Genomic DNA, 21,684 nt, shown 5'->3' with positions numbered 1-21,684 from the left:
AAAAAGCATGGGCAAGAGAGAGGAAACTGTGAATGGAAGCGTACACTAGCTTTGCAGAGGTCTATGACCGGTTTATGGACAATATACCATATAAGGACTGGTGTGAATACGTGACTGGTCTGTTGAATGAATATGGGATCAGGGCTGGCTTGATTCTTGACCTGGGATGCGGTACGGGAAGCCTTACGGAGCTTCTTGCAGACCGGGGGTATGATATGATCGGAGTGGATAACTCCGAAGACATGCTGCAGATAGCCATGGAAAAGCGGGAAGAGTCAGAAAAGGACATCCTTTATCTTATGCAGGATATGAGGGAATTTGAGCTTTATGGCACGGTGCGGGCTGTTATAAGCATTTGTGACTGTATGAACTATATTCTGGAATATGAGGATTTGGCGGAAGTTTTCCGGTTGGTAAACAATTATCTGGATCCAGGAGGAATTTTTATATTTGATCTGAACACCATATATAAATATGAAACCCTTATGGGGGACTCTACCATTGCGGAGGACCGGGAGGAATGCAGCTTTATCTGGGATAATTATTATGATAAGGAATCCAGGATCAATGAATATGATCTTTCCCTGTTTATCAGGCAGGAGGAAGACTTATACCGGAAATATACGGAAAATCATTATCAAAGGGCATATTCCCTGGAGGAGGTAAAGATGGCGGTAAAAGAGGCCGGCATGGATTTTGTAGCAGCTTTTGATGCATTTACCAAAGCTCCCGTAAAGGATACCAGTGAAAGAATTTATATCATAGCAAGAGAACGCGGAAAGGAATTATAAAATGGCTGATTATATTATCAGAGCTACGGCAGGGGATCATCAGATCCGTGCTTTTGCGGCTACTACCAGAGAACTGGTAGAACAGGCAAGACAATCTCATAATACAAGCCCTATCGCAACGGCTGCCTTAGGCAGGCTTTTAACTGCGGGGAGCATGATGGGCATTATGATGAAGGGGGAAGATGATTTACTGACACTAAAGATCCAGGGAAGCGGCCCTATGGAAGGCCTTACGGTGACTGCAGATTCAAAAGGAAATGTAAAAGGCTATGTTTACAATCCTGGCGTCATGCTTCCTCCCAATCAGGCAGGAAAGTTGGATGTAGGTGGTGCAGTAGGAGAGGGAGTATTAAGTGTAATTAAAGATATCGGACTCAAGGAGCCTTACGTTGGACAGACCATACTGGTGGGCGGTGAGATTGCAGAAGATCTGACTTATTACTATGCTTCTTCTGAGCAAACACCTTCATCGGTGGCACTGGGCGTCTTAATGAACAGGGACAATACCGTAAAACAGGCTGGCGGCTTTATCATCCAGCTCTTGCCGGGAGCCTCTGAGGAGATCATTGGAGGACTGGAGAAAAAGCTGGGAGAAATTACTTCGATCACAGATCTGTTGGATCAGGGAAATACACCGGAAATGATCCTTGAACATATCCTCGGAGAGTTTGGCCTGGAACTGATGGAGCAGGTTCCTACCCACTTTTATTGCAACTGTGATAAAGCCAGGGTGGAAAAAGCCCTGATCAGCATTGGAAGGAAAGAACTTCAGGAAATGATTGACGAAGGAAAGAGCATTGAGGTGAATTGCCATTTCTGTAATAAAAATTATGAGTTTACAGTAGAAGATTTAGAAAGTCTTCGCGATAAGTCATAAGACAAGGACATCAAAAAGAGCCATCCACTGGATGGCTCTAATCGTAATCATGTGAAACAATATAACTTCTTCCTGTATATTGAAAAAAGGTACACTGATGAGTCAATGATTATAATTTGGTAACGTTTGTAGCCTGTGGTCCCTTAGCTCCGTCTACAACATCGAACTCTACCGCAGCGCCTTCATCTAAGGATTTGAAGCCGTCCATGCTAAGACCTGAGTAGTGAACAAATACATCGTTACCCTGTTCGTCGGATATAAATCCGTAACCCTTTTGGTTGTTAAACCACTTAACTGTACCTTTCATTATGATACCTCCAAAATGAATAAAAAATTGTACTGTTACAGGATATCTGTAACCTCCCTAAGAATAGCATAAAAAGGGAGAGGTGTCAAACGTTTTCCGTCTTAAAAATCAAGAAATCTTCTTTAAAAAATAAAGGGGAAATTAGTAGTGAAATCCGAGAAATTTGTGGTAAAATGGGAAAAGATTCTTTTGCAAGGATAAAAAGGTGAATGCAATGAAATTTATGAATTTTTGGGGTCATTTATGCACGATCAATATACATAAGATCAGAGTCATGAAAAACTGTTTTCGTGTGGGTCTTATTAAGCAGGGACTGCTTCATGATATGTCAAAATACAGTCTGGAAGAGTTTGTTCCAGGCGTTCTTTATTACCAGGGGACAAGAAGCCCCAATGCTGCGGAAAGAGAGGACAAGGGTTTTTCAAGAGCCTGGCTCCACCATAAAGGCCGCAACAAGCATCACTACGAATACTGGATCGACTTTACCACAGATATGTCGGAGGGTCTGGTAGGCCATAAGATGCCACTAAATTATGTCATCGAAATGATGATGGACCGGATTGCAGCATCGAAAACCTATAAGGGCAGGGATTACACCGATGCATCGCCCTGGGAATATTACATGCACGCGAAAAGCTACATGGTCATTGCCCCTGAGACAAGGAATTTGTTGGAGGAGCTTCTTTTGATGCTTAAAAACCAAGGGGAGCAAAGGACATTTTCTTATATCAGACATTTATTGGAAAAAGGAGATTACTAGTTCTCATTATAGAGGGATTTAAGTGAATCGTTCTTATCCAAATGATGGGAGTTGGGTGAATGAAATTATGGGCCAAATTACCGAGTTATTATATTGAGGATAAATGTATAAGGTTAATTCATTAAGGATCACATAAACATTGAAGCAAAATCAATATTGCAATATAAAAAGGAATTGAAGAGTTCAAAATAACACCTAAAGGTATGCTGCAAATATAGATCGACCAGGAGATATCAGAATCTCTTTTACAAGAGATATTTAAAGAAGAGCTGATCGTTTGATTTTTCATACTGAAATTTAAATCCAATGGTTTGGTTGTGAATCTTTTGGAAGGCCGGCAAAATCCGGAAATCCTACCGATGAATATCATGTACAGATCGATCACTTTATATTTATATTTATCATATATTGTAAAGAATAATATAAGCGGAGATTTAAAGTGAATTTCGCTGTAAACAAGCACTTACAGAGGTCATGCATGCAGCAAGCTCCATATAAACAGAGGGAGCTTGATCCAGATAGAATAAGTGTACCTGTAGGTTATCAAATAGAAGTATTTGCACAGGGATTAAATGCACCCATTGGTATGGTTTTTACAGAAAAGGGTGATATGTTAATTGCTGATTCCGGAATGGCTACAATGAATCCTAAAGTTATGCGTATTAGCAATGGAAATATAGATGTTGTAGCCGATGGCTTTAATGTCCCTATAACTGGTATCAATTATAAAAATGGATATATTTATGTATCGCATAAAGGCGTTGTAACTGTTCTTAGTCCGGATGGTACAAGACAGGATATTATAAGTGGCTTGCCAAGTAATGGAGACTTTAGCAACAACCGTGTCGAATTTGGTATTGATGAGAAGATATATTTCGGACAGGGAACAACAACGAATTCCGGTGTAGTAGGACTGGATAATAGCTGGGTTCTTGAGCATCCTCATTTACATGATTATCCAGGTTCCTATATATTTCTTAACTACACTAATTTTGAAACTAAAAATGTTTTGATACCAGCCATGGGGACGGCTGTTACCGGAGCTTTTTCCCCTTTTGGAGTTCCCAATATTCAACAATATCAAGTAAAAGAAGGCAGAACTTTAGCCTCTGGCAGTGTATTAAGGGCAAATATGGATGGATCTGATATAGAACAGGTTGCATGGGGGCTTCGTAATCCGTTCTGTATGAAATTTGATGCCTTGAAACGGCTGATCATATCAAACCAGGGAATAGATCCAAGAGGAAGCAGACCGATTGCCAATGCATTAGATGAATTACATTTGTTAAATATAGGTGCGTGGTATGGCTGGCCGGATTACACAGGAGGAGTTCCTGTGACATTGCCCAGGTTTACACCGATCAGAGGCAGAAAACCAGAACCATTACTTCATACCATTCCATCGGTACCGCCCACGCCAATAGCAGTTTTTCCGTCTGGATCCAATATAATGGGATTTGATTTTAACGAGTCATCAGATTTTGGACTGATTGGCGATATATACATTGCATGTTTCGGCGGAATCCAATACGAAGAGCTTGGCGATATACGTTCAGGTGTAGGACATAGGGTATTGAAAGTTAATGTTGTTAATGGAGAAATTGCGACATTTGCTATCAACAAATCAGGATTTCCGGAAGAAAGGGGGCTAAGCAGGCCCACTGATGTTGTTTTCGGACCTGATCATTCCATGTATATATCAGATATGGCGATCGCTGATTTAGATATGCAAAATATTTATTTACCAAACACAGGAGTCATTTGGAGAATAAGAAAAATAAAGTTTTAGATATAACTTAAGGGAAGTCATTTGGCTTCCCTTAAAACATCCAAATATTAAACACTGATTTAAACAAAAGCTATATATAAAATGCGTGCCCTGAAAGCATTCGCTAAAGTGCCAGAAACCGGGGAAAACGATTCTAAATTAACGGCACAGGGAATCCAACAGGTGACGGACGTAAATTCGAAGCTTTTCGCCATCCTCAAAGAAGTCCGGTTCATAGGTAACATAAGTGATCTTATCCTTGAATTCCATTTGCAGGCAGGGTGTCCACAAGGAGGTAAACTGGGGAAGATAACAGCCGGCCCTGCGGGTATAGCATGTCTTAGCCGTAGCTTTTATCCGGGCTTCCTTATCCACGTATTCCGCCACGCTTTTGTGAATGGCCTTGTCTTCATAAATCAGATAATAGTAATTTTTATAATCTGGATAAAAATATTTCAATTCACCCTCATAGAGGTCTATGGTTATGGTCAGGTGCTCTCCTTCCGCTTCCATGGAGACCAGGGAATTGGATTTAGAAAATCCAACGGGAACGGCAAAGCCATTTTTGCAGGTGAGCCGTAAAGAGTGGAACTCCCGGCCGAAGATGTCCTCCTGGCTTAAAAACTCCTGATGTTCGAGGAAAAAGCTGTGTCCTAAAAAGTCCGGGTAATTCAATATAGGGAGGATTAACGGCATTCCTTTTAAATCATCTTCATTATGTAATATTAAAAGATCAAATAGAAATTTATCATGGGAAATAAGATAATCTTTATAAACTTCGATCAGCTGCCCGCCGGAATAAAGATCCTTCCGTTCTACTTTTAAAAACTCCTCAATGGCTTTTTGCTTCATGGAAGGAAGTCCAAGAATTCCCCGGTAAGGGCGTATTTTTTTGTAAATATCCAGGCTATCCACTCCGGAAAAATTATAAGTCATGCCATAGGCAAGGCATCGCTTCAAAAGATAGGGAATATCGAAACCATCCCCGTTAAAATGTATGACTGTAGTAAAATTTTCTAAGAATTTAAAAAAGGTTTCCAGCAGTTCTTTTTCCGAATCCAGGGTGTCAGCGAACCACTGGACCAGGTTCCAACAGTCGTTTCTGTAATAAACACATCCGATCAGATAAAGGGTAGAATACTCCCCGGAGAAGCCTGTGGTTTCTATATCAAAGAACAGCAGATCCTCTTTCCGGCCGATCCGGTCAAAGGGATATGTCTCATGAAATGCAATGGTTTTCTGTAAGGTGATCATGTATGATTCCGCCCTTTCCTTAGTACTGTCCTTGTTTTTTGAACAGGGCAAACCCCGCTTTACCCGGTATATGGATATACCCGCAGGGTAATTTCTCTCCCAATATTATAGCGGAAAGGCGCCGGTCCGTCAACGGAAACAGAATATTTGTTCGACTATCCGCTTGCATAAGAACAGGCTGTATGCTATGATAAATAATATAGATAAGATTTCCAGCATAACAAAAGGAGACAGAGGTCGTGATTTCTTTCATAAAAGGGCCATTGGTTGAACTATTTGAAGATACCGTTGTTATAGAAAGCGGGAACGTGGGATATGAGATACATGTTCCCATATCCGTGATTCAAGATATGCCGGGAATCGGCGCAGTGACTAAGTTGTATACATATTTTCAGGTAAGAGAGGATGCCATGTGCCTCTACGGTTTCTTAAACCGTCAGGATCTGCAGATGTTTAAGCAGCTCATAAGTGTGAACGGGATTGGGCCCAAAGGAGCCTTGGGAATTCTTTCTTCCCTTGACCCGGATGATTTAAGAAGGGCCATTGTTTCAGGAGACGCCAAAGCCATATCCAAAGCGCCGGGGGTAGGAGCAAAGACTGCTCAGAGGATTATATTGGATTTAAAAGATAAGATTGACATCGCTGGAATTCTCCCTTCCGGATTTGTGGAACAGGGGAATAAACCAGTTTTATCCGGCGGCGGGGTGGCAGGAGAAGCTATGGAAGCACTGGCTGCTCTGGGATATTCCTCAGTTGAGGCGGGCAAGGCGGTTCGTCAGGTGGAAGTGACGGAATCCATGACGGTGGAAGATGTGCTTAAGGCTTCCTTAAAGCATCTGGCATTTATATAAAATAACGGGTAAAGGCAGAGATGGAACGTAGAATTATAACCACAGAGATAACAGAAGAAGATAAAAGAATAGAACCAAACTTAAGGCCCATGTGTCTTGCTGAGTATATTGGACAGGAAAAGATACGTGCCAATTTAAAAGTATACATTGATGCCGCCAAAGCCAGGGGGGAATCCCTGGATCATGTTTTATTTTACGGGCCTCCCGGCCTGGGAAAGACGACTCTTTCAGGGATCATTGCCAATGAAATGGGAGTCAACATGAAGGTCACATCAGGACCAGCCATCGAAAAACCGGGAGAGATGGCCGCCATACTGAACAATCTCCAGGAAGGGGATGTGCTGTTTGTGGATGAGATCCACCGCTTAAACCGCCAGGTAGAAGAGGTTTTGTATCCAGCCATGGAAGATTTTGCCATAGATATCATGCTGGGAAAGGATTCTTCTGCCAGATCCATAAGACTGGATCTTCCTAAATTCACATTGGTGGGAGCAACTACCAGAGCGGGGCTTTTAACCGCTCCTCTAAGAGACAGGTTCGGTGTGGTACAGAAGCTGGAATTTTATACGCCCCAGGAGCTAAAGATTATTGTTTGCCGCTCTGCCAGAGTCTTACAGGTGGAAATCGAGGAAGAAGGGGCGGCAGAGATTGCCAAGCGGTCCAGAGGAACCCCCAGGCTGGCCAACCGCCTGTTAAAAAGAGTCCGGGATTTCGCCCAGGTAAAATACAACGGTATTATTACAAAAGAAGTGGCGGATTTTGCCCTGGACATTCTGGATGTGGATAAATTTGGCCTGGATTATAATGACCGGGCGATCCTGACCACAATGATTGAGAAATTTGCCGGAGGTCCGGTAGGACTGGATACCCTGGCTGCTTCTCTGGGAGAGGATGCCGGGACGCTGGAAGATGTTTATGAACCATATCTTCTGATGAACGGTTTTATAAACCGCACCTCCAGAGGGCGTGTTGCCACGGAACGGGCATATGAACATCTTGGAATCTCCCTGGGTTCATAATCTGCCTGGATTTTAGAACTTTCCTATTAGTTAGCCGTACTTTTTGGACATAAAGGTATGCAGGCAGGGCTTTTCTATCTGCACAAAATATGTTATAGTAAAAAGGAGCAAATGAAACAGGGAGAGAACAGCATGGATTCCAAACGCAGTACAGAAGTTTTAATAGATGGCAAGATTTATGCTTTGGGCGGAAGTGAGGAAGAAAGTTATATCCACCGCCTGGCAAGCTATATCAATGAGATGATTATAACGCTGAAGCATCAGGAAGGGTTTACGAAGCAAAGCGCAGAATATCAAAATATCATGATTCAGTTAAATATGGCGGATGATTACTTCAAGGCCAGAGAACAGACCGCCAGACTGGAGCAGCAGAAGGCGGAGATGGAAAAGGAGATTTATAGCTTAAAGCATGAGCTTGTGGCCACTCAGATGAAGCTTGAGTCGGCAAAGCTGGAACTGGTGGAAACCAGGAAATCTGCAGATTCCGGTAAGAAAGAATAAGTCAGGAGGGGATGTTGGGCGGCAGGGCCGTGACATCCTCTCTTTCATCAATAAAGGGCAAACAGGAGGAACTTGTGAAGAAAGCAGTTGAAATTCTTGCTCCGGCAGGATCATTTGAAAGTATGAAGGCAGCGGTGGCGGCAGGCGCCGATGCGGTCTATATGGGCGGCAGCCGGTTTGGGGCAAGGGCTTTTGCGGAAAATCCCGAAGAGGACAAGCTGCTGGAAGCCATTGAATACGTCCATCTTCATGGGCGAAAACTGTACATGACCGTTAATACGCTGATGAAGGAGCAGGAGATAGGGGAGCTTTACGATTATCTTGTTCCATATTACAGGCAGGGCCTGGATGCAGTCATCGTACAGGATATGGGAACCTTCCGGTTTATCCGTGAGAATTTTCCGGGACTTCCCATTCATGCAAGTACTCAGATGACCATTACCGGCGCTTATGGGGCGAGGATTTTAAAAGACTTAGGAGCTGACCGGGTGGTTACTGCCAGGGAATTATCCTTGAAGGAAATTGCAAAGATCCGTGATCAGGTGGATGTGGAGATTGAGAGTTTTGTACACGGCGCATTATGCTACTGCTATTCCGGTCAATGCTTATTCAGCAGCCTCATAGGAGGGCGAAGCGGAAACAGGGGAAGATGTGCCCAAACCTGCCGCCTGCCCTACGATGTGAAACGGGAAGGACAGGTTCTTGGAGGAAAAGATGACCGTTATTGCCTAAGCCTTAAGGATTTGAGTACTTTGGATATCATACCGGACATGATAGAAGCCGGAGTCTATTCCATGAAAATCGAAGGAAGAATGAAGAGTCCAAGGTATACGGCTGGAGTAGTGAGCATTTACCGAAAGTACGCGGACCTTTATCTTGCGAAAGGAAGAGAGGGCTACCGGGTCGAAGAGCAGGATAAAAAAATACTTCTGGATCTATTTGACCGGGGAGGTCAGACCGACGGATACTACAAGCGCCAAAATGGGCGCGATATGGTGGTCTGGAAAGAAAAGCCTGCTTTTCGGGAAGGCAATCAGGAGTTGTTTGATTTCCTTGATAAAAACTTTGTAGAAAAACAGGTAAGAGAGCCGGTGGTTGGAACCGCAATTCTGGAAGAAGGACAAATGGCCTCTTTGCAGTTAAGTGCCTGCGGCCATAATGCCGCTGTCGCAGGCGAGATCGTGCAGACCGCCCAAAATCAGCCTGTAACAGAGGAAAAGGTAAGGAAACAGCTTGATAAAACCGGAAATACACCTTTTTATTTTGAAAATCTTGATATAAAGATAATGGGGAATATATTTCTGCCGGTTCAGGCTCTTAATGATCTGCGCAGGCGCGGATTGGAAGCCTTGGAATATGAGATTCTTAAAGATTACAAGGAGAACAGGCAGGCAGAACCGGTGAAAGCGGTAGATGAGGCTGTTTATAGCCGAAAAGTTGCTTCAGAAGGCCCTAAACTAACGGTTTCTCTGGAACGGCCGGATTGCCTGGAAGAAGCGGTGTCCAGCCCTGATGTAAAAAGAATTTATATTGATGCTGCAGAATTTAAGCCGGAACAATGGAAAGCGTCTGTGGAGGCATGCCATAGGGCCGGTAAGGAATGTATGCTTACCATGCCTCACATTTTCAGGATCAGGGCAGAAAAGTTCTTTGATAAACATTTAACGGAATTGAAAGCCGCTGCATTTGACGGATTTCTGATCCGTTCTCTGGAGGAAACAGGTTATTTAAAAGAGAAGGAAGTCAAGGGAACCCTGGTATTTGATTTTGGCATGTATGGGATGAACAATTATGCTCAGGAGATGCTAAAAGAGCTGGGAGCGGACGAGCTTACCTGGCCGGTAGAATTAAACAGCCGTGATTTGGGAAAACTAAAAGTTCCTGGGGAGCTTTTGGTATATGGCCGGCTGCCAATGATGGTGACTGCCCAGTGCCTTCATCAGGGAATGGAACAATGCGATAAAACACCGGTCGTACTGACATTAAAGGACCGGTTGGGGAAAGCATTTCCTGTAAAAAACCATTGTACTTTCTGCTATAATTCCATTTATAATTCAGCGGCCGTCTCCCTTCTTGGCTTAGAAGAGGCGGTAAAGGGATTATCTCCCTCATGGTTACGGCTTCAGTTCACCACAGAGAACAAAGCACAGACAAAAGCGGTGATACAAAGCTTTTCTGACGGATTCCTTAACGGAAGAGAAGCAAAGTTGCCGTTTGAAGAATTCACAAGAGGTCATTTCAAACGCGGTGTAGAGTAGGTGACATATGATTAATCTGATTATTGACATCTCCAGATATCTGATGATACTGTTGATTGCATTATACACATATTTGAATTTTCGTTTTTTTTCCTTTCCGGATGAAATCAGGAAAAGGAAGATTTGCAGACGCCAGAATTTTGCTATGTTTCTCATTCATCTGCTTGGCTATTTGGTCATCTGGCTGGAGACAGAGGATGAAAAGATGCTGGTTTTTTACGTGGCTCAGGTAATTTTCTTTTTCAGTTACCTTTTCCTGTACCGGCTGATCTACCGCAATGTATCCAGGCTACTGGTCAATAATATGTGCATGCTCCTTACCATTGGCTTTATTATGCTGACCAGGCTTTCCTTTGACCGGGCCATGAAGCAGTTTGTCATCGTAGCTGCCGCGGCTCTGGTGACATTTGCCATCCCCTTTGTCATTGACAGAGTATGGCAGCTAAGTAAGATTCCATGGATCTATGGAATAGGAGGAATTCTTCTCCTGGGAATAGTATGCCTTGCCGGAACCAGCAGTTACGGCGCCCAGCTTTCCCTGGAGTTCGGAGGTTATTCCTTCCAGCCCACGGAATTTGTAAAGATTATTTATGTCTTTTTTATAGCCACGATGTTTTATCGGTCCACCAGCATGAAGACGGTTCTTATTGTCACTTCGGTGGCGGCCCTTCATGTGCTCATTCTGGTGGCATCAAAAGATCTTGGAAGCGCCCTCATTTTCTTTGTGACTTATGTTTTCATGCTCTTTGTTGCAACGGGAAAATGGTGGTATCTTCTGGCCGGCGCCGGAGGAGGAACTTTGGCTTCTATGCTGGCATATCAGCTGTTCGGGCATGTAAGGACCAGAGTATCGGCATGGTTAAACCCCTGGTCGGATATTGCAGGGAAGGGATACCAGATTACCCAGTCTTTGTTTGCCATTGGCACCGGAGGCTGGTTTGGTATGGGACTGTACCGTGGGATGCCAAGAAGGATCCCGGTGGTAGAAAAGGATTTTATATTTTCAGCGATTTCGGAGGAGCTGGGGGGAATCTTTGCCCTGTGTGTCCTTCTCATCTGCCTGGGATGCTTTTTACAGTTCATGATGATTGCCAGCCGGATGCAGGCGATATTCTATAAGCTGATTGCATTTGGCCTTGGGACAATTTATATCATTCAGGTATTTTTAACTGTGGGAGGAGTAACGAAATTTATCCCTTCCACAGGAGTAACGCTTCCTTTGGTCAGTTATGGAGGAAGCTCAATCCTAAGCACCTTTATCATCTTTGGAATCATCCAGGGACTTTATATACTCAAACGCAATGAAGAGGAAGAAGAAAAATATGAAGGCTAACCCGAATCCAAAAGCAAATCACCATATCCTGATACTTACCTATGGGGTCGTACTACTTTTTGTAGGGCTTGCGGCTTATTTTGGTTACTTTTTGCTTGTGAAAAGCGACAGCGTGATCAATAACTCCTATAATGCCAGACTTGACAGCTTTGCCGACCGGGTGGTGCGTGGAGAAATCTACAGCAATGACGGCAGGATCCTTGCCAGGACTGAGGTGGACGGAGAGGGAAAGGAAACTAGAATTTATCCCTATGATTCGCTGTTTGCCCATGCGGTGGGATATTCCACCAATGGAAAGACCGGTCTGGAAGCCCTGGCTAATTTCTATCTCCTGACAAGCCATGTAAATCTTGTTGAGCAGGTGGCAAATGAGCTGTCCGGCAAGAAGAATCAGGGGGACAGTGTTGTCTCTACTCTTGATGTGGATCTTCAGAAGACGGCTTATGATGCCTTAGGTAAGCGAAAAGGGGCGGTGGTAGTGATGGAGCCGGATACCGGCAAGATCCTTGCCATGGTATCCAAGCCCGATTATAACCCCAATACCCTGGCTGAAGACTGGAGTCAACTAGTGGCGGAGGAGAACACTTCAGGACAGTTATTAAACCGTGCGACTCAGGGACTTTACCCTCCGGGGTCCACCTTTAAGATAATTACGGCATTGGAATATATAAAGGAAAATCCCTCCAATTATAATGATTATACCTTTGACTGCAAAGGGATTTATAAAAATGGGGATTATACCATACGGTGTTACCATGAGACAGTCCATGGACACCAAAATCTGGAACAGGCGTTTGCAAATTCCTGCAACGGAGCTTTTTCAAATCTTGGTTTGCAGCTGGACTTAAATGGGTTAAAGAATACTGCGGACCAGCTTCTGTTTAATACGGATCTGGCCTTACCTATTGCAAGCAGCAAAAGCTCTTATACCATGGGAGGCGGCGCTGATACGTGGCAGATCCTTCAGACTGCGATTGGCCAGGGCCAGACTCAGATCACGCCCATTCATAATGCCATGATTGTTGCGGCCATTGCAAACGGCGGAACTCTTATGAAGCCTTATTTTATTGACCGGGTGGAAAACGTAGGGGGAGATGTCATTAAGAAATTTATGCCTCAGTCCTATACGAATCTAATGACTGCCGTGGAAGCTTCTGAATTAACCGAGTTTATGCGGGATGTTGTAACAGAGGGAACAGGCTCCGCCCTTAGGACCGATGCCTATACGGTAGCCGGAAAGACCGGATCTGCGGAATTTGAAAAAGGTAAGGAAACCCATGCTTGGTTTGTGGGATTTGCTCCGGCAGAGCATCCAAGAGTTGTTATAAGTGTAATTGCAGAAGAGGCCGGCTCAGGCGGGCAGGCAGCAGCTCCGATTGCCAGAGCTCTTTTTGATGTATATTTTTCCAAACAATAAAAAGAATGATACATGTTTACAATAATTACGCACTTGCATATGAAACCAAAAAGAGGTATACTAGAGCCAGTCTGTGTGACACACCAAAACCGGGCTTCCCATGGGAGTTACGGTTTCACTCTGGAGGAATTGCAATGATAGAAGCAACGAGTTGTGGCGGTGTGGTTATTTTTCGAGGTAAAATTCTGGTTTTATATAAGAATTACAAAAATAAGTATGAAGGTTGGGTTTTGCCAAAGGGAACAGTAGAAGCGGGTGAAGAGTATAAGGAGACGGCTCTCCGGGAAGTAAAGGAAGAGACAGGCGTAAGTGCGTCCATAATCAAATACATTGGAAAGAGCCAGTACTCTTTTAACACACCTCAGGATATGGTGGAGAAGGATGTGCACTGGTATCTTATGATGGCCGACAGCTATTACAGTAAACCACAGCGGGAAGAATATTTTATTGATTCAGGATATTACAAGTTCCATGAAGCGTATCATCTTCTGAAGTTTTCCAACGAAAAACAAATATTGGAAAAGGCCTACAATGAATATCTGGATTTAAAGAAGAGTAATTTGTGGGGCAATAAGAAGTATTTCTGAACGGTCAGTCCAGGGAAGTACCTGGGCTTTCACTGGGAGAGCCGGAAAAGTTTAACAGCAACTTTTCCGGCTCTTTTCATATAGAATCATCTTTTAATAAGCAGCTTCCAATTCTTTTAATTTGGCTGATAAGGACTTTGTGTTCAGCTCGAAGATAAGACCTTCGCTTTTAGGACTTTCCATTACCTGATTGATATAGGAACAATGGCTTACCATGGGATCCTGATCCCTGCCTGCAATTGTTTCAAGTTCTTCAACGGAAACGATCTCGTCAACCACGATTCCCCATCTGATGCCATCCAGTATAAGAACCATCTCTTTGTAAATCGTTGAACGGAATAATTCCTTTGTCTGGTCCAAAAGGTTGAGTATGGTCGGCATGGATACTTCCTTTACCCGCTTTAAAATTTTAAGGAGGCATTCCTCTCTCTGGCAGTTTTCGCAGTCCTTTTTGCAGCGGTCTGCTTCATCGGCAGCCAGATGAAGCTTTTCATGAGGCTCTTCTATTTTGCGCAGATGATTGATGATGGTAAGATTGTCGGTTTTAAAACTGTCATACCACTTTCCCAAAGCGCACTGATGGGGATCTTTTGCCAGATGGAAGGAGCCGCCTTCATTAATAAAACGCTCCAGTTCCTTTACCCAATTAACATGGTCCTGTTTTCTGGCATCAATCATATCTTCAAAATCCCTGCACTCATCGGAAATGGATTTTAATCCAAAAGTAACCCGTAAGTCAAGCATTTGAATGACTTCGTTCCGGTATTTGAACATTCCGGTCACATTGGCCGGAGCGGCCGGTATTGTGCTGTAGTCTGGCAGCTGTACAATGGTTGATATGTATTTACTGTTGATGCAATAGAGGGAACCGGCAATTTTAAATAAAATATACGGACATCTGATCTCTTTTTCCATTTTCTGATAGTACCTTCCCTTTTTTTATTCTTGATATCTGTATTATATAGCCTATTGCTACATAGTTCAACGTCTTTTGAGGAAAATTATATTTTAAAACTTAATGATTGGACTATGAATAAATGGAAATTCAGAGTATAATGGAAGGGAATATCTGATCGGGATAGCACATATTTATCAGGGAGGAAGGATCATGGTAAAAGTAAGCTCTTTAAGCCGCGGCATCAATGCGTTTTATGTGGAATGGAGTGCTCTCAATCACTACTTGTCATCCTATGAATGCGAGCGGAATGGAGTACCATACATCGGTTTTGGGGACCCTCGCGTCCAAAAACTGTGGAAGGGATTATCTGCTCAGGAGCGAAAAGAAGTCATGAAACGCCTGGGCGCGAAAAATGAAACAGAACTGCAGAATTATTTTACCTGATTTTGCTAAGATTTAAAGAAATGGAGAAATACATGTCTGAAAGAAAATTTGTAGTCGTTGACGGTTCCTCTATGCTGTCGACCTGTTATTACGCGGTTTTACCAAGGGAGATCATGTTTGCAAAGTCAGAGGAGGAGAAACAGAAGCATTATGATAGGATCCTCCATGCAAAGGATGGCACTTATACCAACGCTATTTTCGGTATGCTTAAGATGGTGGTCTCTTTGATGAAAAAGCAGCAGCCGGATCACATAGCCTTTGTATTTGACAAAACCAGGGATACATTTCGAAGAGAGCTGTACCCGGATTATAAAGGAACCCGGGGAGTGACTCCGGAGCCGTTAAAAAGCCAGTTTGTCCTGATGGAAGAGATCTTAAAAGACGTGGGCTTTCAGGTGCTTTTAAGTGAACAGTATGAAGCTGATGATTATGCCGGAAGCCTGGTTATGAAATTCCGGGATGAGATTTCTATGATCCTTCTGACAAAGGACCACGATTATCTCCAGCTGGTAAACGATGAATACAATGTCCGTGCGTGGATGGTTCAGTCACGGCAGGAGAAAGCGGAGGAGCTATACAAAAAATATTATTCTTTTTACGGTGTAAAAAAAGATGAGGTCAACCTTCCTGAAAAGGTTTTTGAATATACCTCTGACACGGTGCTGAATGAAGAGGGTGTACGGCCGGAGCAGATTGCAGATTTAAAGGGAATCCAGGGAGATCCTTCTGATAATATCCCGGGAGTAAAGGGAGTCAGCAGTGCGGCGCCTCCGCTTCTTCGGGAATACGGCACAGTGGAAGAGATATACCGTTCCATTCACGAGGCTGAGTCTGATAAAAAGAGCCTGAAAGCACTCCAGGATTTCTGGAAAAATGAATTGGGAATCACCCGTTCTCCTTATAAAGCGATGACAAAGACCAGTGAAGAAGAGTTGTGCGGGGAAAAGGCAGCCCTGCTTTCTAAAACCCTGGCGACCATGAAAACGGATATTCCTATTGATATGGAGCTTGAGGATTTTTCTGCAAAAGCCTATCAGGAGGAAAAAGTCAAAAAATGGCTTAAATCCCTTGATATAAAAGAAGCATCCATTTTTGGCACCGGAAAATGATGCTTTAAAAAGTATTTTTTCATCCTGCCTGGGGACACTCATACAGAGCGTCCCTGATTTTGAGTCAAATACTAGGTTTATTACTTATAGAAATAAAGGAGAAACAAATTATGAGCAAATCTTATGAGATTTTGTACTCTTTGCTTGAAAAGACTATGGCACTTCAAACTTCCCTCGTTCTTTTTGAATGGGATAATGAAACTCTTGCACCGGAAGGTGCCGGTTCCTACACTTCAAGGGTAATCGGTGCGCTCTCTGAGGAATATTACAGAGTTATGACAGGGGAAGAGATGGGAAAAGCCATTGCCGACTGCGAGGAAGATAAAAGCCTGTCTGATGTGGAGCGGGCCATTGTCAAGGGAGCAAAGGAAGCCAGAGAAGAACTGGTGTGTATTCCGTCAAATGAGTACCGGGAAAATGCCCAGCTCATAGCCGAGGCAGCCAGAATCTGGTCAAAGGCAAAAAAAGAGGAAGATTTTGATTCCTTTGCACCGACACTTGAAAAAGTAATCGGATTTAAAAAGAAGTTTGCTTCTTACCGGAAGAAGGAAGGCCAGAAGCTTTATGATGTTATATTGGATGAGTTTGAAAAAGGATTTAATATGGAGCTTTTGGATGAGTTTTTCAGCCGTCTGAAAGAAGAAATTGTTCCCCTTTTAAAAGAAATAAAGGAGAATGGAAAGAACATTGATGATTCCTTTTTATCAGGCGGATACCCTGAGGAAAAGCAAAGAGAGATGGCACACTATCTCGCGGAATATGTTGGTTTTGATTTTACAAAGGGTGTGCTTTCAGAAAGCGCCCACCCATTTACGACAAATCTCCATAATCACGATGTGAGAATTACGACCAGTTATCGTGAGAAGATGGATAACGCTATGTTCTCTGTGATCCATGAAGCCGGTCACGGAATTTATGAACTGGGAATCAGTGATGAGATCACCCAGACACCGGTAGGGCAGGGGACCTCCATGGGAATGCATGAATCCCAGTCCCGGTTTTTTGAGAATATCATCGGCCGCAGCCAGGCGTTCTGGACTCCTCTTTATGGAAAGCTTCAGGAACTTTATTCTGAAGAACTAAAGGGAATCTCCATTGAGCAGTTTATGGATGCAGTTAATAAGGTGCAGCCAAGCTTTATCCGTACAGAGGCCGATGAACTTACCTATAATCTTCATATTATGATCCGCTATGAAATTGAGAAAATGATTATGGAAGAAGATGTGGACTTAAAGAAGCTTCCGGAAATCTGGGCAGATAAATATGAAGAATATCTTGGAGTGCGACCGGAAAATCCATCAGAGGGAATCCTGCAGGACATCCACTGGTCTCAGGGGCTGATCGGCTATTTCCCTTCTTATGCCCTGGGTAATGCTTTTGGAGCGCAGTTATATTACCATATGAGAAAAGAAATGGATTTTGACGAGCTTCTTATAAGTGGAAAGCTTGATGTTATAAGAGATTATTTGAGAGAACATATCCACAAGTTTGGTAAGCTGAAAACCAGCCGTGAGATATTAAAAGATACTACTGGAGAGGATTTTACCCCGGAATATTTCATTCAGTACCTGAAAGAAAAGTATTACAGCCTGTATGAACTGTCATAAAGCCCTGGCTGGGGCGGCAGGTCCTGTCCTGCTGAAATAAAAAGGGAACGAATCGTTCGCAGTTGAAAAGAGGATGAATATGGAAAATATCAAGAAAAGTGCATCAGAACTGATCGGCCATACACCCCTGGTAGAGTTCTCCAATTATGGAAAAAAGCACCATGTGGCGGCTGCCATTATAGCAAAGCTGGAATATTTTAATCCGGCCGGAAGTGTTAAGGACCGGGCGGCTCTCTATATGATTCAGGATGCAGAAAAGTCCGGCACTTTAAAGCCTGGCGCCACGATCATAGAACCAACTTCCGGCAATACGGGCATCGGTATTGCAAGCATAGCTGCTATGAGAGGATACAGAGCGATTCTTACCATGCCGGAGACCATGAGCGTGGAACGGCGTAATCTATTAAAGGCATATGGAGCGGAAATTGTATTGACAGAAGGGTCAAAGGGAATGTCCGGCGCCATTGCAAAGGCGAAAGAGCTGCAAACAGAAATAACCGGTTCCATTATTCTGGGACAGTTTGATAATCCGTCCAATTCCAGGGCTCATTATGAAACAACCGGCCCGGAAATATGGGAAGATACCGATGGTATGATCGATGTTCTTATAGCTGGTGTGGGAACCGGAGGTACCATTACCGGAGCAGGAGAATATTTAAAAAGCAAAAATCCAGAGATAAAGGTGATAGCAGTAGAACCTGCCGCATCGCCGGTTCTATCCGGCGGAAATCCTGGACCTCATGGAATTCAGGGAATCGGTGCCGGATTTGTCCCGTCAATCTTAAATACAGATGTTTACGATGAGATCATACCGGTGGAAAATGGAGATGCATACGAGACGGGAAAGGAAATCGCGCAAACAGAAGGGATTTTAGTGGGAATTTCTTCCTCTGCAGCCGTATGGGCAGCCAGGGAAGTTGCGAAACGTCCGGAATATGCCGGAAAAAGGATTGTAGTCATTCTTCCCGATACAGGGGACAGATACTTATCCACCCCTTTGTTTACCTGAACAATTTAACTGTAAATAAGAAAAACCAGGGCTGCCTTTTTCTGCAAGCCCTGGTTTTTGATTAAGAGCGCATATGCTCCCTCCAGTTTAATGAATAATAGTAATTGATTTCAGCACCATAAAACAGGATGCAGATACAGGCATAAATCCACAGCATTAACAGCACAATGGCTGTAAGGCTTCCGTACATGACCGAGTAATTGCCGAAATTATTAAAATAAATGGAAAACGCAAAAGATGAAGCGATCCATCCCAAGGTACAAAAGGCGGCTCCGGGCAGCTGACTTAAAAAATGCTGCTTTTTTTCCGGAACATAAGTATAAAGGACAGCAAAGCAGATCGTCATCATAAAAACGAGCATGGTACGAAATGTAAGGACATACTGGGTGATCTCGGCCAGCAGCGGAAAGTGGTGGTTCATAAAGCTCTGAATGGTACCTCCAAGGACCAGCAGAACAAGGGTCAGGAGACAGATAATCATAAAAATAATGGTATAAACAGCGCAGATGATCCTGGTCACGATATAGTTTCGCTTTTTCTCCTGGCCAAATACCCGGTTTAAGCCTCGTTCAATGCTGAGCATCCCCTTGGAAGCGGACCATATGGCAGCCACTGCGGTCGCGGATAAGACAGCTGCCGGAGAATTCGTATAAAGGTCATCGATAACTGATACGATTAAGCTGTTCATTTCCAGTGTACTTGGGATGATCGTAATCATAAGCTGGAGTAAATTGGCTTTCGTAATAGATGGGATGAGCTGTATCAATGCCAGTAAAAGCATCATAAAGGGAAATGCTGCTATAATGGTGAAGAAGGAGGCCTGGGCTGCATATACAGTCATTTCATCCCTGCTGTATTTGTCATAGATTTGTTTACAGCGCAATAAGAATCGAATCATAATATCTCCTTTTCCTGCCATAATTTCTTCGCTAGTATTAGCATATTATCATGGAACAAAAAAAATATCAAGGCATTCTGCCCATAGGTAAAAATACATACATGATTGACAGATCCTGCCATAAATCATAAAATAAAACCAACAAGTATCAGGCTGCCGGCGAAGAAAGGAACGAAAACGAATGGAGTATATTCCTGCAAAGACCATAGTGACCAGAACAAAAGGCTCCCAGTGGTTTGGTATTGACTATAATATGAATATCTACAAAGGATGCTGTCATGGCTGCATTTATTGTGACAGCCGCTCAGATTGTTACCGGATTGATAATTTTGATTCGGTGCGGGTCAAGGAAGATGCCCTTAGGATCATCCGGGATGATTTAAGGCGTAAGGTGAAAACCGGCATTGTTGGGACAGGAGCCATGAGCGATCCCTACAATCCTTTTGAACAGGAGCTTGAATTAACACGGCATGCCCTTGAGCTTATTGATGCATACGGCTTTGGGGCGGCAGTGGCTACGAAAAATGCTCTTCTTAAGCGGGATATAGATATTCTAAAAGGAATCATGGAGCATTCCCCTGTCCTGTGTAAGGTGACGGTTACCACAACAGATGACAATCTGGCGAAAAAAATCGAACCACATGCATCCAGCCCCTCGGAGCGTCTGGCTTTGGTTGAGGCATTGAGGAAGAACGGAATATTTACGGGAATCTTATTGATGCCGGTTCTTCCGTTTCTGGAGGATAACGAGGAAAATATCCTTTCGATTGTAAAAGCTGCCCATGAAGCCGGAGCCAGCTTCATTTATCCGGCTTTTGGCGTGACTTTGCGCAATAATCAAAGAGAATGGTATTTTGACCGCCTAAAAGAGCTGTTCCCCCAACAGGATTTGGTGTCGGAATATATCAGGCAGTATGGCAACAGCTACCAATGTACAAGCCCGGGAGCCAGAAAGCTATGGCAGGTATTTTCCCGGGAGTGTGAGCGGTATGGGATATTATACCGGATGAAAGATATCATTCATGGGTACAAAAAAAATTACGAAATAACCCAGTTAAGTCTTTTTGATTAGGAAAGGGACATCAGTTCTCCGAAATAGGAAACAAACTCTTTGGCTATGTTTGAAACATAGCCATTTTTTTTATACACGGCCGCCATTCTGGTAACAGTATCCGCAGAGTCGATCTCCCTGAATACGAGGTCCGTGTGTTCCCCTATTTTGCTGATGGATTCAGGCACCAGTGCGATTCCCAGGCCGATGCCTGCCCATTGGAGACAGGTTCTGGCATCATCATTGCGGCAAAAAACATTGGGCATGATACCGCTGTTTTGGAAGGCAAGGGAGATGATGGAATCAAACCGGCGGTAATAGATCAAGGGCTTGCCGGAAAGGTCTGTCAGCCTGATTTTATTCTTGGGGACGCCTGAAAAAAAGGACGGGTTTCCAACCGCTATTAATGGTTCCTCTTTCCCGTACACGCATTCAAATCCCTCTGCATTAAAAGGTGTCCTGATAATCGCGCATTCCACAATCCCGTTTTTCATCTTTTCCAGAAGCTCATAGGTATTTCCTTCTGTGACTTCAAACCGTACCTTTGGATGGGTGCAGCAGTATATCTTTAAAAAGTCGTGAAGCAGATTGCCGGAAGAAGAGATGGTTCCCAGCTTTAAAATTCCTTTGGAGGCAGTCGGAAAATGATCGAGTTCTTCCACAATGGAGTCCATCATGGACAGGATGTCTTTGGCCCGGGAATAGAGAAAAGCACCTGCTTCCGTCAGTTCTGTTTTCCTGGAGCCGCGTTCAAAAAGCTTTACTCCAAGCTCTTCTTCCAGCAAAAGGATCTGCTTACTTAGTGGTGGCTGGGATAACCCCAGTTTTTTTGCAGCGGCTGTAAAGCCTCCGGTTTCTGCAATTGTGGTAAAATAATAAAGCTGCTTTGAATTAATTGGATTCATTGGGATATCCTCTATTTCATATTTATGTATTGTATTATTA

21 protein-coding genes are annotated in these 21,684 nt (G+C 43.6%); 16 read left to right on the top strand and 5 right to left on the bottom strand.

Going from position 1 to position 21,684, the window contains the following annotated elements:
• Window positions 1-32 precede the first annotated feature (32 nt).
• Both BMX69_RS08865 and hslO read left to right on the top strand, forming a co-directional pair.
• On the top strand, window positions 33-791 hold the full coding sequence (locus tag BMX69_RS08865; protein ID WP_054790968.1) for a class I SAM-dependent DNA methyltransferase: 759 nt from the start codon (window positions 33-35) through the stop codon (window positions 789-791).
• Window position 792: 1 nt separating this feature from the next.
• A complete protein-coding gene (gene hslO, locus BMX69_RS08860) occupies window positions 793-1,668 on the top strand; it encodes an Hsp33 family molecular chaperone HslO (protein WP_054790969.1) in 876 nt (291 codons plus the stop codon).
• Between the two features lie 109 nt (window positions 1,669-1,777).
• On the opposite strand, the gene BMX69_RS08855 is transcribed toward hslO, so the two are convergent.
• Window positions 1,778-1,975 (bottom strand): cold shock domain-containing protein, encoded by a 198-nt coding sequence (locus tag BMX69_RS08855; protein WP_025233342.1) that lies wholly within the window; start codon window positions 1,973-1,975, stop codon window positions 1,778-1,780.
• A 214-nt stretch (window positions 1,976-2,189) separates the two neighbouring features.
• On the opposite strand from BMX69_RS08855, the gene BMX69_RS08850 reads away from it, so the two are divergent.
• Together BMX69_RS08850 and BMX69_RS08845 are read left to right on the top strand one after the other, a co-directional pair.
• Complete coding sequence (locus tag BMX69_RS08850) at window positions 2,190-2,735, top strand: DUF5662 family protein (RefSeq protein WP_054790990.1); 546 nt, start codon at window positions 2,190-2,192, stop codon at window positions 2,733-2,735.
• Window positions 2,736-3,213: 478 nt separating this feature from the next.
• A complete protein-coding gene (locus tag BMX69_RS08845) occupies window positions 3,214-4,524 on the top strand; it encodes a PQQ-dependent sugar dehydrogenase (RefSeq protein ID WP_054790970.1) in 1,311 nt (436 codons plus the stop codon).
• A 138-nt stretch (window positions 4,525-4,662) separates the two neighbouring features.
• Here the strand turns inward: BMX69_RS08845 and BMX69_RS08840 are convergent, their stop codons facing one another.
• Window positions 4,663-5,757, bottom strand: a complete 1,095-nt coding sequence (locus tag BMX69_RS08840; protein WP_100042152.1) for a ribonuclease H-like domain-containing protein — start codon at window positions 5,755-5,757, stop codon at window positions 4,663-4,665.
• Window positions 5,758-5,996: 239 nt separating this feature from the next.
• Here BMX69_RS08840 and ruvA point away from each other — a divergent pair, with 239 nt between their 5' ends.
• The 7 genes from ruvA (at window position 5,997) to BMX69_RS08805 (ending at window position 13,723) form a co-directional block, all read left to right on the top strand.
• Window positions 5,997-6,608, top strand: coding sequence for a Holliday junction branch migration protein RuvA (gene ruvA, locus BMX69_RS08835; protein ID WP_100042151.1), 612 nt, complete (start codon window positions 5,997-5,999; stop codon window positions 6,606-6,608).
• 20 nt (window positions 6,609-6,628) lie between these two features.
• On the top strand, window positions 6,629-7,627 hold the full coding sequence (gene ruvB, locus BMX69_RS08830) for a Holliday junction branch migration DNA helicase RuvB (protein ID WP_054790971.1): 999 nt from the start codon (window positions 6,629-6,631) through the stop codon (window positions 7,625-7,627).
• A gap of 132 nt (window positions 7,628-7,759) precedes the next feature.
• Window positions 7,760-8,128, top strand: coding sequence for a cell division protein ZapA (locus tag BMX69_RS08825; RefSeq protein ID WP_025233336.1), 369 nt, complete (start codon window positions 7,760-7,762; stop codon window positions 8,126-8,128).
• 122 nt (window positions 8,129-8,250) lie between these two features.
• Complete coding sequence (locus tag BMX69_RS08820) at window positions 8,251-10,386, top strand: U32 family peptidase (RefSeq protein WP_242941432.1); 2,136 nt, start codon at window positions 8,251-8,253, stop codon at window positions 10,384-10,386.
• Between the two features lie 7 nt (window positions 10,387-10,393).
• Window positions 10,394-11,719, top strand: a complete 1,326-nt coding sequence (locus BMX69_RS08815) for an FtsW/RodA/SpoVE family cell cycle protein (protein WP_100042149.1) — start codon at window positions 10,394-10,396, stop codon at window positions 11,717-11,719.
• Window positions 11,709-13,136: a peptidoglycan D,D-transpeptidase FtsI family protein gene (locus BMX69_RS08810; RefSeq protein ID WP_242941388.1), complete on the top strand. Its 1,428-nt coding sequence runs from the start codon at window positions 11,709-11,711 to the stop codon at window positions 13,134-13,136. The genes BMX69_RS08815 and BMX69_RS08810 overlap by 11 nt, the downstream gene beginning before the upstream one ends.
• A 134-nt stretch (window positions 13,137-13,270) precedes the next feature.
• Entirely contained in the window at window positions 13,271-13,723 is a 453-nt protein-coding gene (locus BMX69_RS08805) for an NUDIX hydrolase (RefSeq protein ID WP_002603763.1), read from the top strand.
• A 93-nt stretch (window positions 13,724-13,816) separates the two neighbouring features.
• On the opposite strand, the gene BMX69_RS08800 is transcribed toward BMX69_RS08805, so the two are convergent.
• Window positions 13,817-14,638 carry a CZB domain-containing protein gene (locus BMX69_RS08800; RefSeq protein WP_100042148.1) on the bottom strand — a complete coding sequence of 274 codons (822 nt, stop codon included), beginning with the start codon at window positions 14,636-14,638 and terminating at the stop codon, window positions 13,817-13,819.
• 193 nt (window positions 14,639-14,831) lie between these two features.
• On the opposite strand from BMX69_RS08800, the gene BMX69_RS08795 reads away from it, so the two are divergent.
• The 4 genes from BMX69_RS08795 to cysK all read left to right on the top strand — a co-directional run bounded on the left by BMX69_RS08795 (window position 14,832) and on the right by cysK (window position 18,790).
• Window positions 14,832-15,065 (top strand): hypothetical protein, encoded by a 234-nt coding sequence (locus BMX69_RS08795; RefSeq protein ID WP_054790974.1) that lies wholly within the window; start codon window positions 14,832-14,834, stop codon window positions 15,063-15,065.
• Between the two features lie 32 nt (window positions 15,066-15,097).
• Window positions 15,098-16,174: a 5'-3' exonuclease gene (locus tag BMX69_RS08790; RefSeq protein ID WP_100042147.1), complete on the top strand. Its 1,077-nt coding sequence runs from the start codon at window positions 15,098-15,100 to the stop codon at window positions 16,172-16,174.
• A gap of 110 nt (window positions 16,175-16,284) precedes the next feature.
• A complete protein-coding gene (locus BMX69_RS08785) occupies window positions 16,285-17,781 on the top strand; it encodes a carboxypeptidase M32 (protein ID WP_054790975.1) in 1,497 nt (498 codons plus the stop codon).
• Between the two features lie 79 nt (window positions 17,782-17,860).
• A complete protein-coding gene (gene cysK, locus BMX69_RS08780; protein ID WP_054790976.1) occupies window positions 17,861-18,790 on the top strand; it encodes a cysteine synthase A in 930 nt (309 codons plus the stop codon).
• A gap of 61 nt (window positions 18,791-18,851) precedes the next feature.
• Here cysK and BMX69_RS08775 read toward each other — a convergent pair whose 3' ends face one another.
• Window positions 18,852-19,688 (bottom strand): YihY/virulence factor BrkB family protein, encoded by an 837-nt coding sequence (locus tag BMX69_RS08775; RefSeq protein ID WP_054790991.1) that lies wholly within the window; start codon window positions 19,686-19,688, stop codon window positions 18,852-18,854.
• A gap of 181 nt (window positions 19,689-19,869) precedes the next feature.
• Here BMX69_RS08775 and BMX69_RS08770 point away from each other — a divergent pair, with 181 nt between their 5' ends.
• A complete protein-coding gene (locus BMX69_RS08770; protein ID WP_054790977.1) occupies window positions 19,870-20,760 on the top strand; it encodes an SPL family radical SAM protein in 891 nt (296 codons plus the stop codon).
• Here the strand turns inward: BMX69_RS08770 and BMX69_RS08765 are convergent.
• Window positions 20,757-21,644: a LysR family transcriptional regulator gene (locus BMX69_RS08765; protein WP_100042146.1), complete on the bottom strand. Its 888-nt coding sequence runs from the start codon at window positions 21,642-21,644 to the stop codon at window positions 20,757-20,759. The two genes, BMX69_RS08770 and BMX69_RS08765, sit on opposite strands and share 4 nt — an antisense overlap.
• Between the last annotated feature and the right edge of the window lie 40 nt (window positions 21,645-21,684).

The sequence above is a fragment of the Lacrimispora sphenoides JCM 1415 genome, assembly GCF_900105615.1.
Lineage (GTDB): Bacteria > Bacillota > Clostridia > Lachnospirales > Lachnospiraceae > Lacrimispora > Lacrimispora sphenoides.
Note: the sequence above shows the minus strand (reverse complement) of the source record. Positions and strands in the feature narration are given on the sequence as shown.

Bases quoted from the DNA above. Each gene is read 5' to 3' on its own strand.
- BMX69_RS08785 (WP_054790975.1), top strand. From the start codon at position 16,285: ATGAGCAAATCTTATGAGATTTTGTACTCTTTGCTTGAAAAGACTATG.
- BMX69_RS08855 (WP_025233342.1), bottom strand. From the start codon at position 1,975: ATGAAAGGTACAGTTAAGTGGTTTAACAACCAAAAGGGTTACGGATTT.
- cysK (WP_054790976.1), top strand. From the start codon at position 17,861: ATGGAAAATATCAAGAAAAGTGCATCAGAACTGATCGGCCATACACCC.
- BMX69_RS08800 (WP_100042148.1), bottom strand. From the start codon at position 14,638: ATGGAAAAAGAGATCAGATGTCCGTATATTTTATTTAAAATTGCCGGT.
- BMX69_RS08770 (WP_054790977.1), top strand. From the start codon at position 19,870: ATGGAGTATATTCCTGCAAAGACCATAGTGACCAGAACAAAAGGCTCC.
- BMX69_RS08845 (WP_054790970.1), top strand. From the start codon at position 3,214: ATGCAGCAAGCTCCATATAAACAGAGGGAGCTTGATCCAGATAGAATA.
- BMX69_RS08865 (WP_054790968.1), top strand. From the start codon at position 33: ATGGAAGCGTACACTAGCTTTGCAGAGGTCTATGACCGGTTTATGGAC.
- BMX69_RS08810 (WP_242941388.1), top strand. From the start codon at position 11,709: ATGAAGGCTAACCCGAATCCAAAAGCAAATCACCATATCCTGATACTT.
- BMX69_RS08805 (WP_002603763.1), top strand. From the start codon at position 13,271: ATGATAGAAGCAACGAGTTGTGGCGGTGTGGTTATTTTTCGAGGTAAA.
- BMX69_RS08840 (WP_100042152.1), bottom strand. From the start codon at position 5,757: ATGATCACCTTACAGAAAACCATTGCATTTCATGAGACATATCCCTTT.
- BMX69_RS08775 (WP_054790991.1), bottom strand. From the start codon at position 19,688: ATGATTCGATTCTTATTGCGCTGTAAACAAATCTATGACAAATACAGC.
- hslO (WP_054790969.1), top strand. From the start codon at position 793: ATGGCTGATTATATTATCAGAGCTACGGCAGGGGATCATCAGATCCGT.
- BMX69_RS08825 (WP_025233336.1), top strand. From the start codon at position 7,760: ATGGATTCCAAACGCAGTACAGAAGTTTTAATAGATGGCAAGATTTAT.
- ruvB (WP_054790971.1), top strand. From the start codon at position 6,629: ATGGAACGTAGAATTATAACCACAGAGATAACAGAAGAAGATAAAAGA.
- BMX69_RS08850 (WP_054790990.1), top strand. From the start codon at position 2,190: ATGAAATTTATGAATTTTTGGGGTCATTTATGCACGATCAATATACAT.
- BMX69_RS08790 (WP_100042147.1), top strand. From the start codon at position 15,098: ATGTCTGAAAGAAAATTTGTAGTCGTTGACGGTTCCTCTATGCTGTCG.
- BMX69_RS08795 (WP_054790974.1), top strand. From the start codon at position 14,832: ATGGTAAAAGTAAGCTCTTTAAGCCGCGGCATCAATGCGTTTTATGTG.
- BMX69_RS08765 (WP_100042146.1), bottom strand. From the start codon at position 21,644: ATGAATCCAATTAATTCAAAGCAGCTTTATTATTTTACCACAATTGCA.
- BMX69_RS08815 (WP_100042149.1), top strand. From the start codon at position 10,394: ATGATTAATCTGATTATTGACATCTCCAGATATCTGATGATACTGTTG.
- BMX69_RS08820 (WP_242941432.1), top strand. From the start codon at position 8,251: ATGAAGGCAGCGGTGGCGGCAGGCGCCGATGCGGTCTATATGGGCGGC.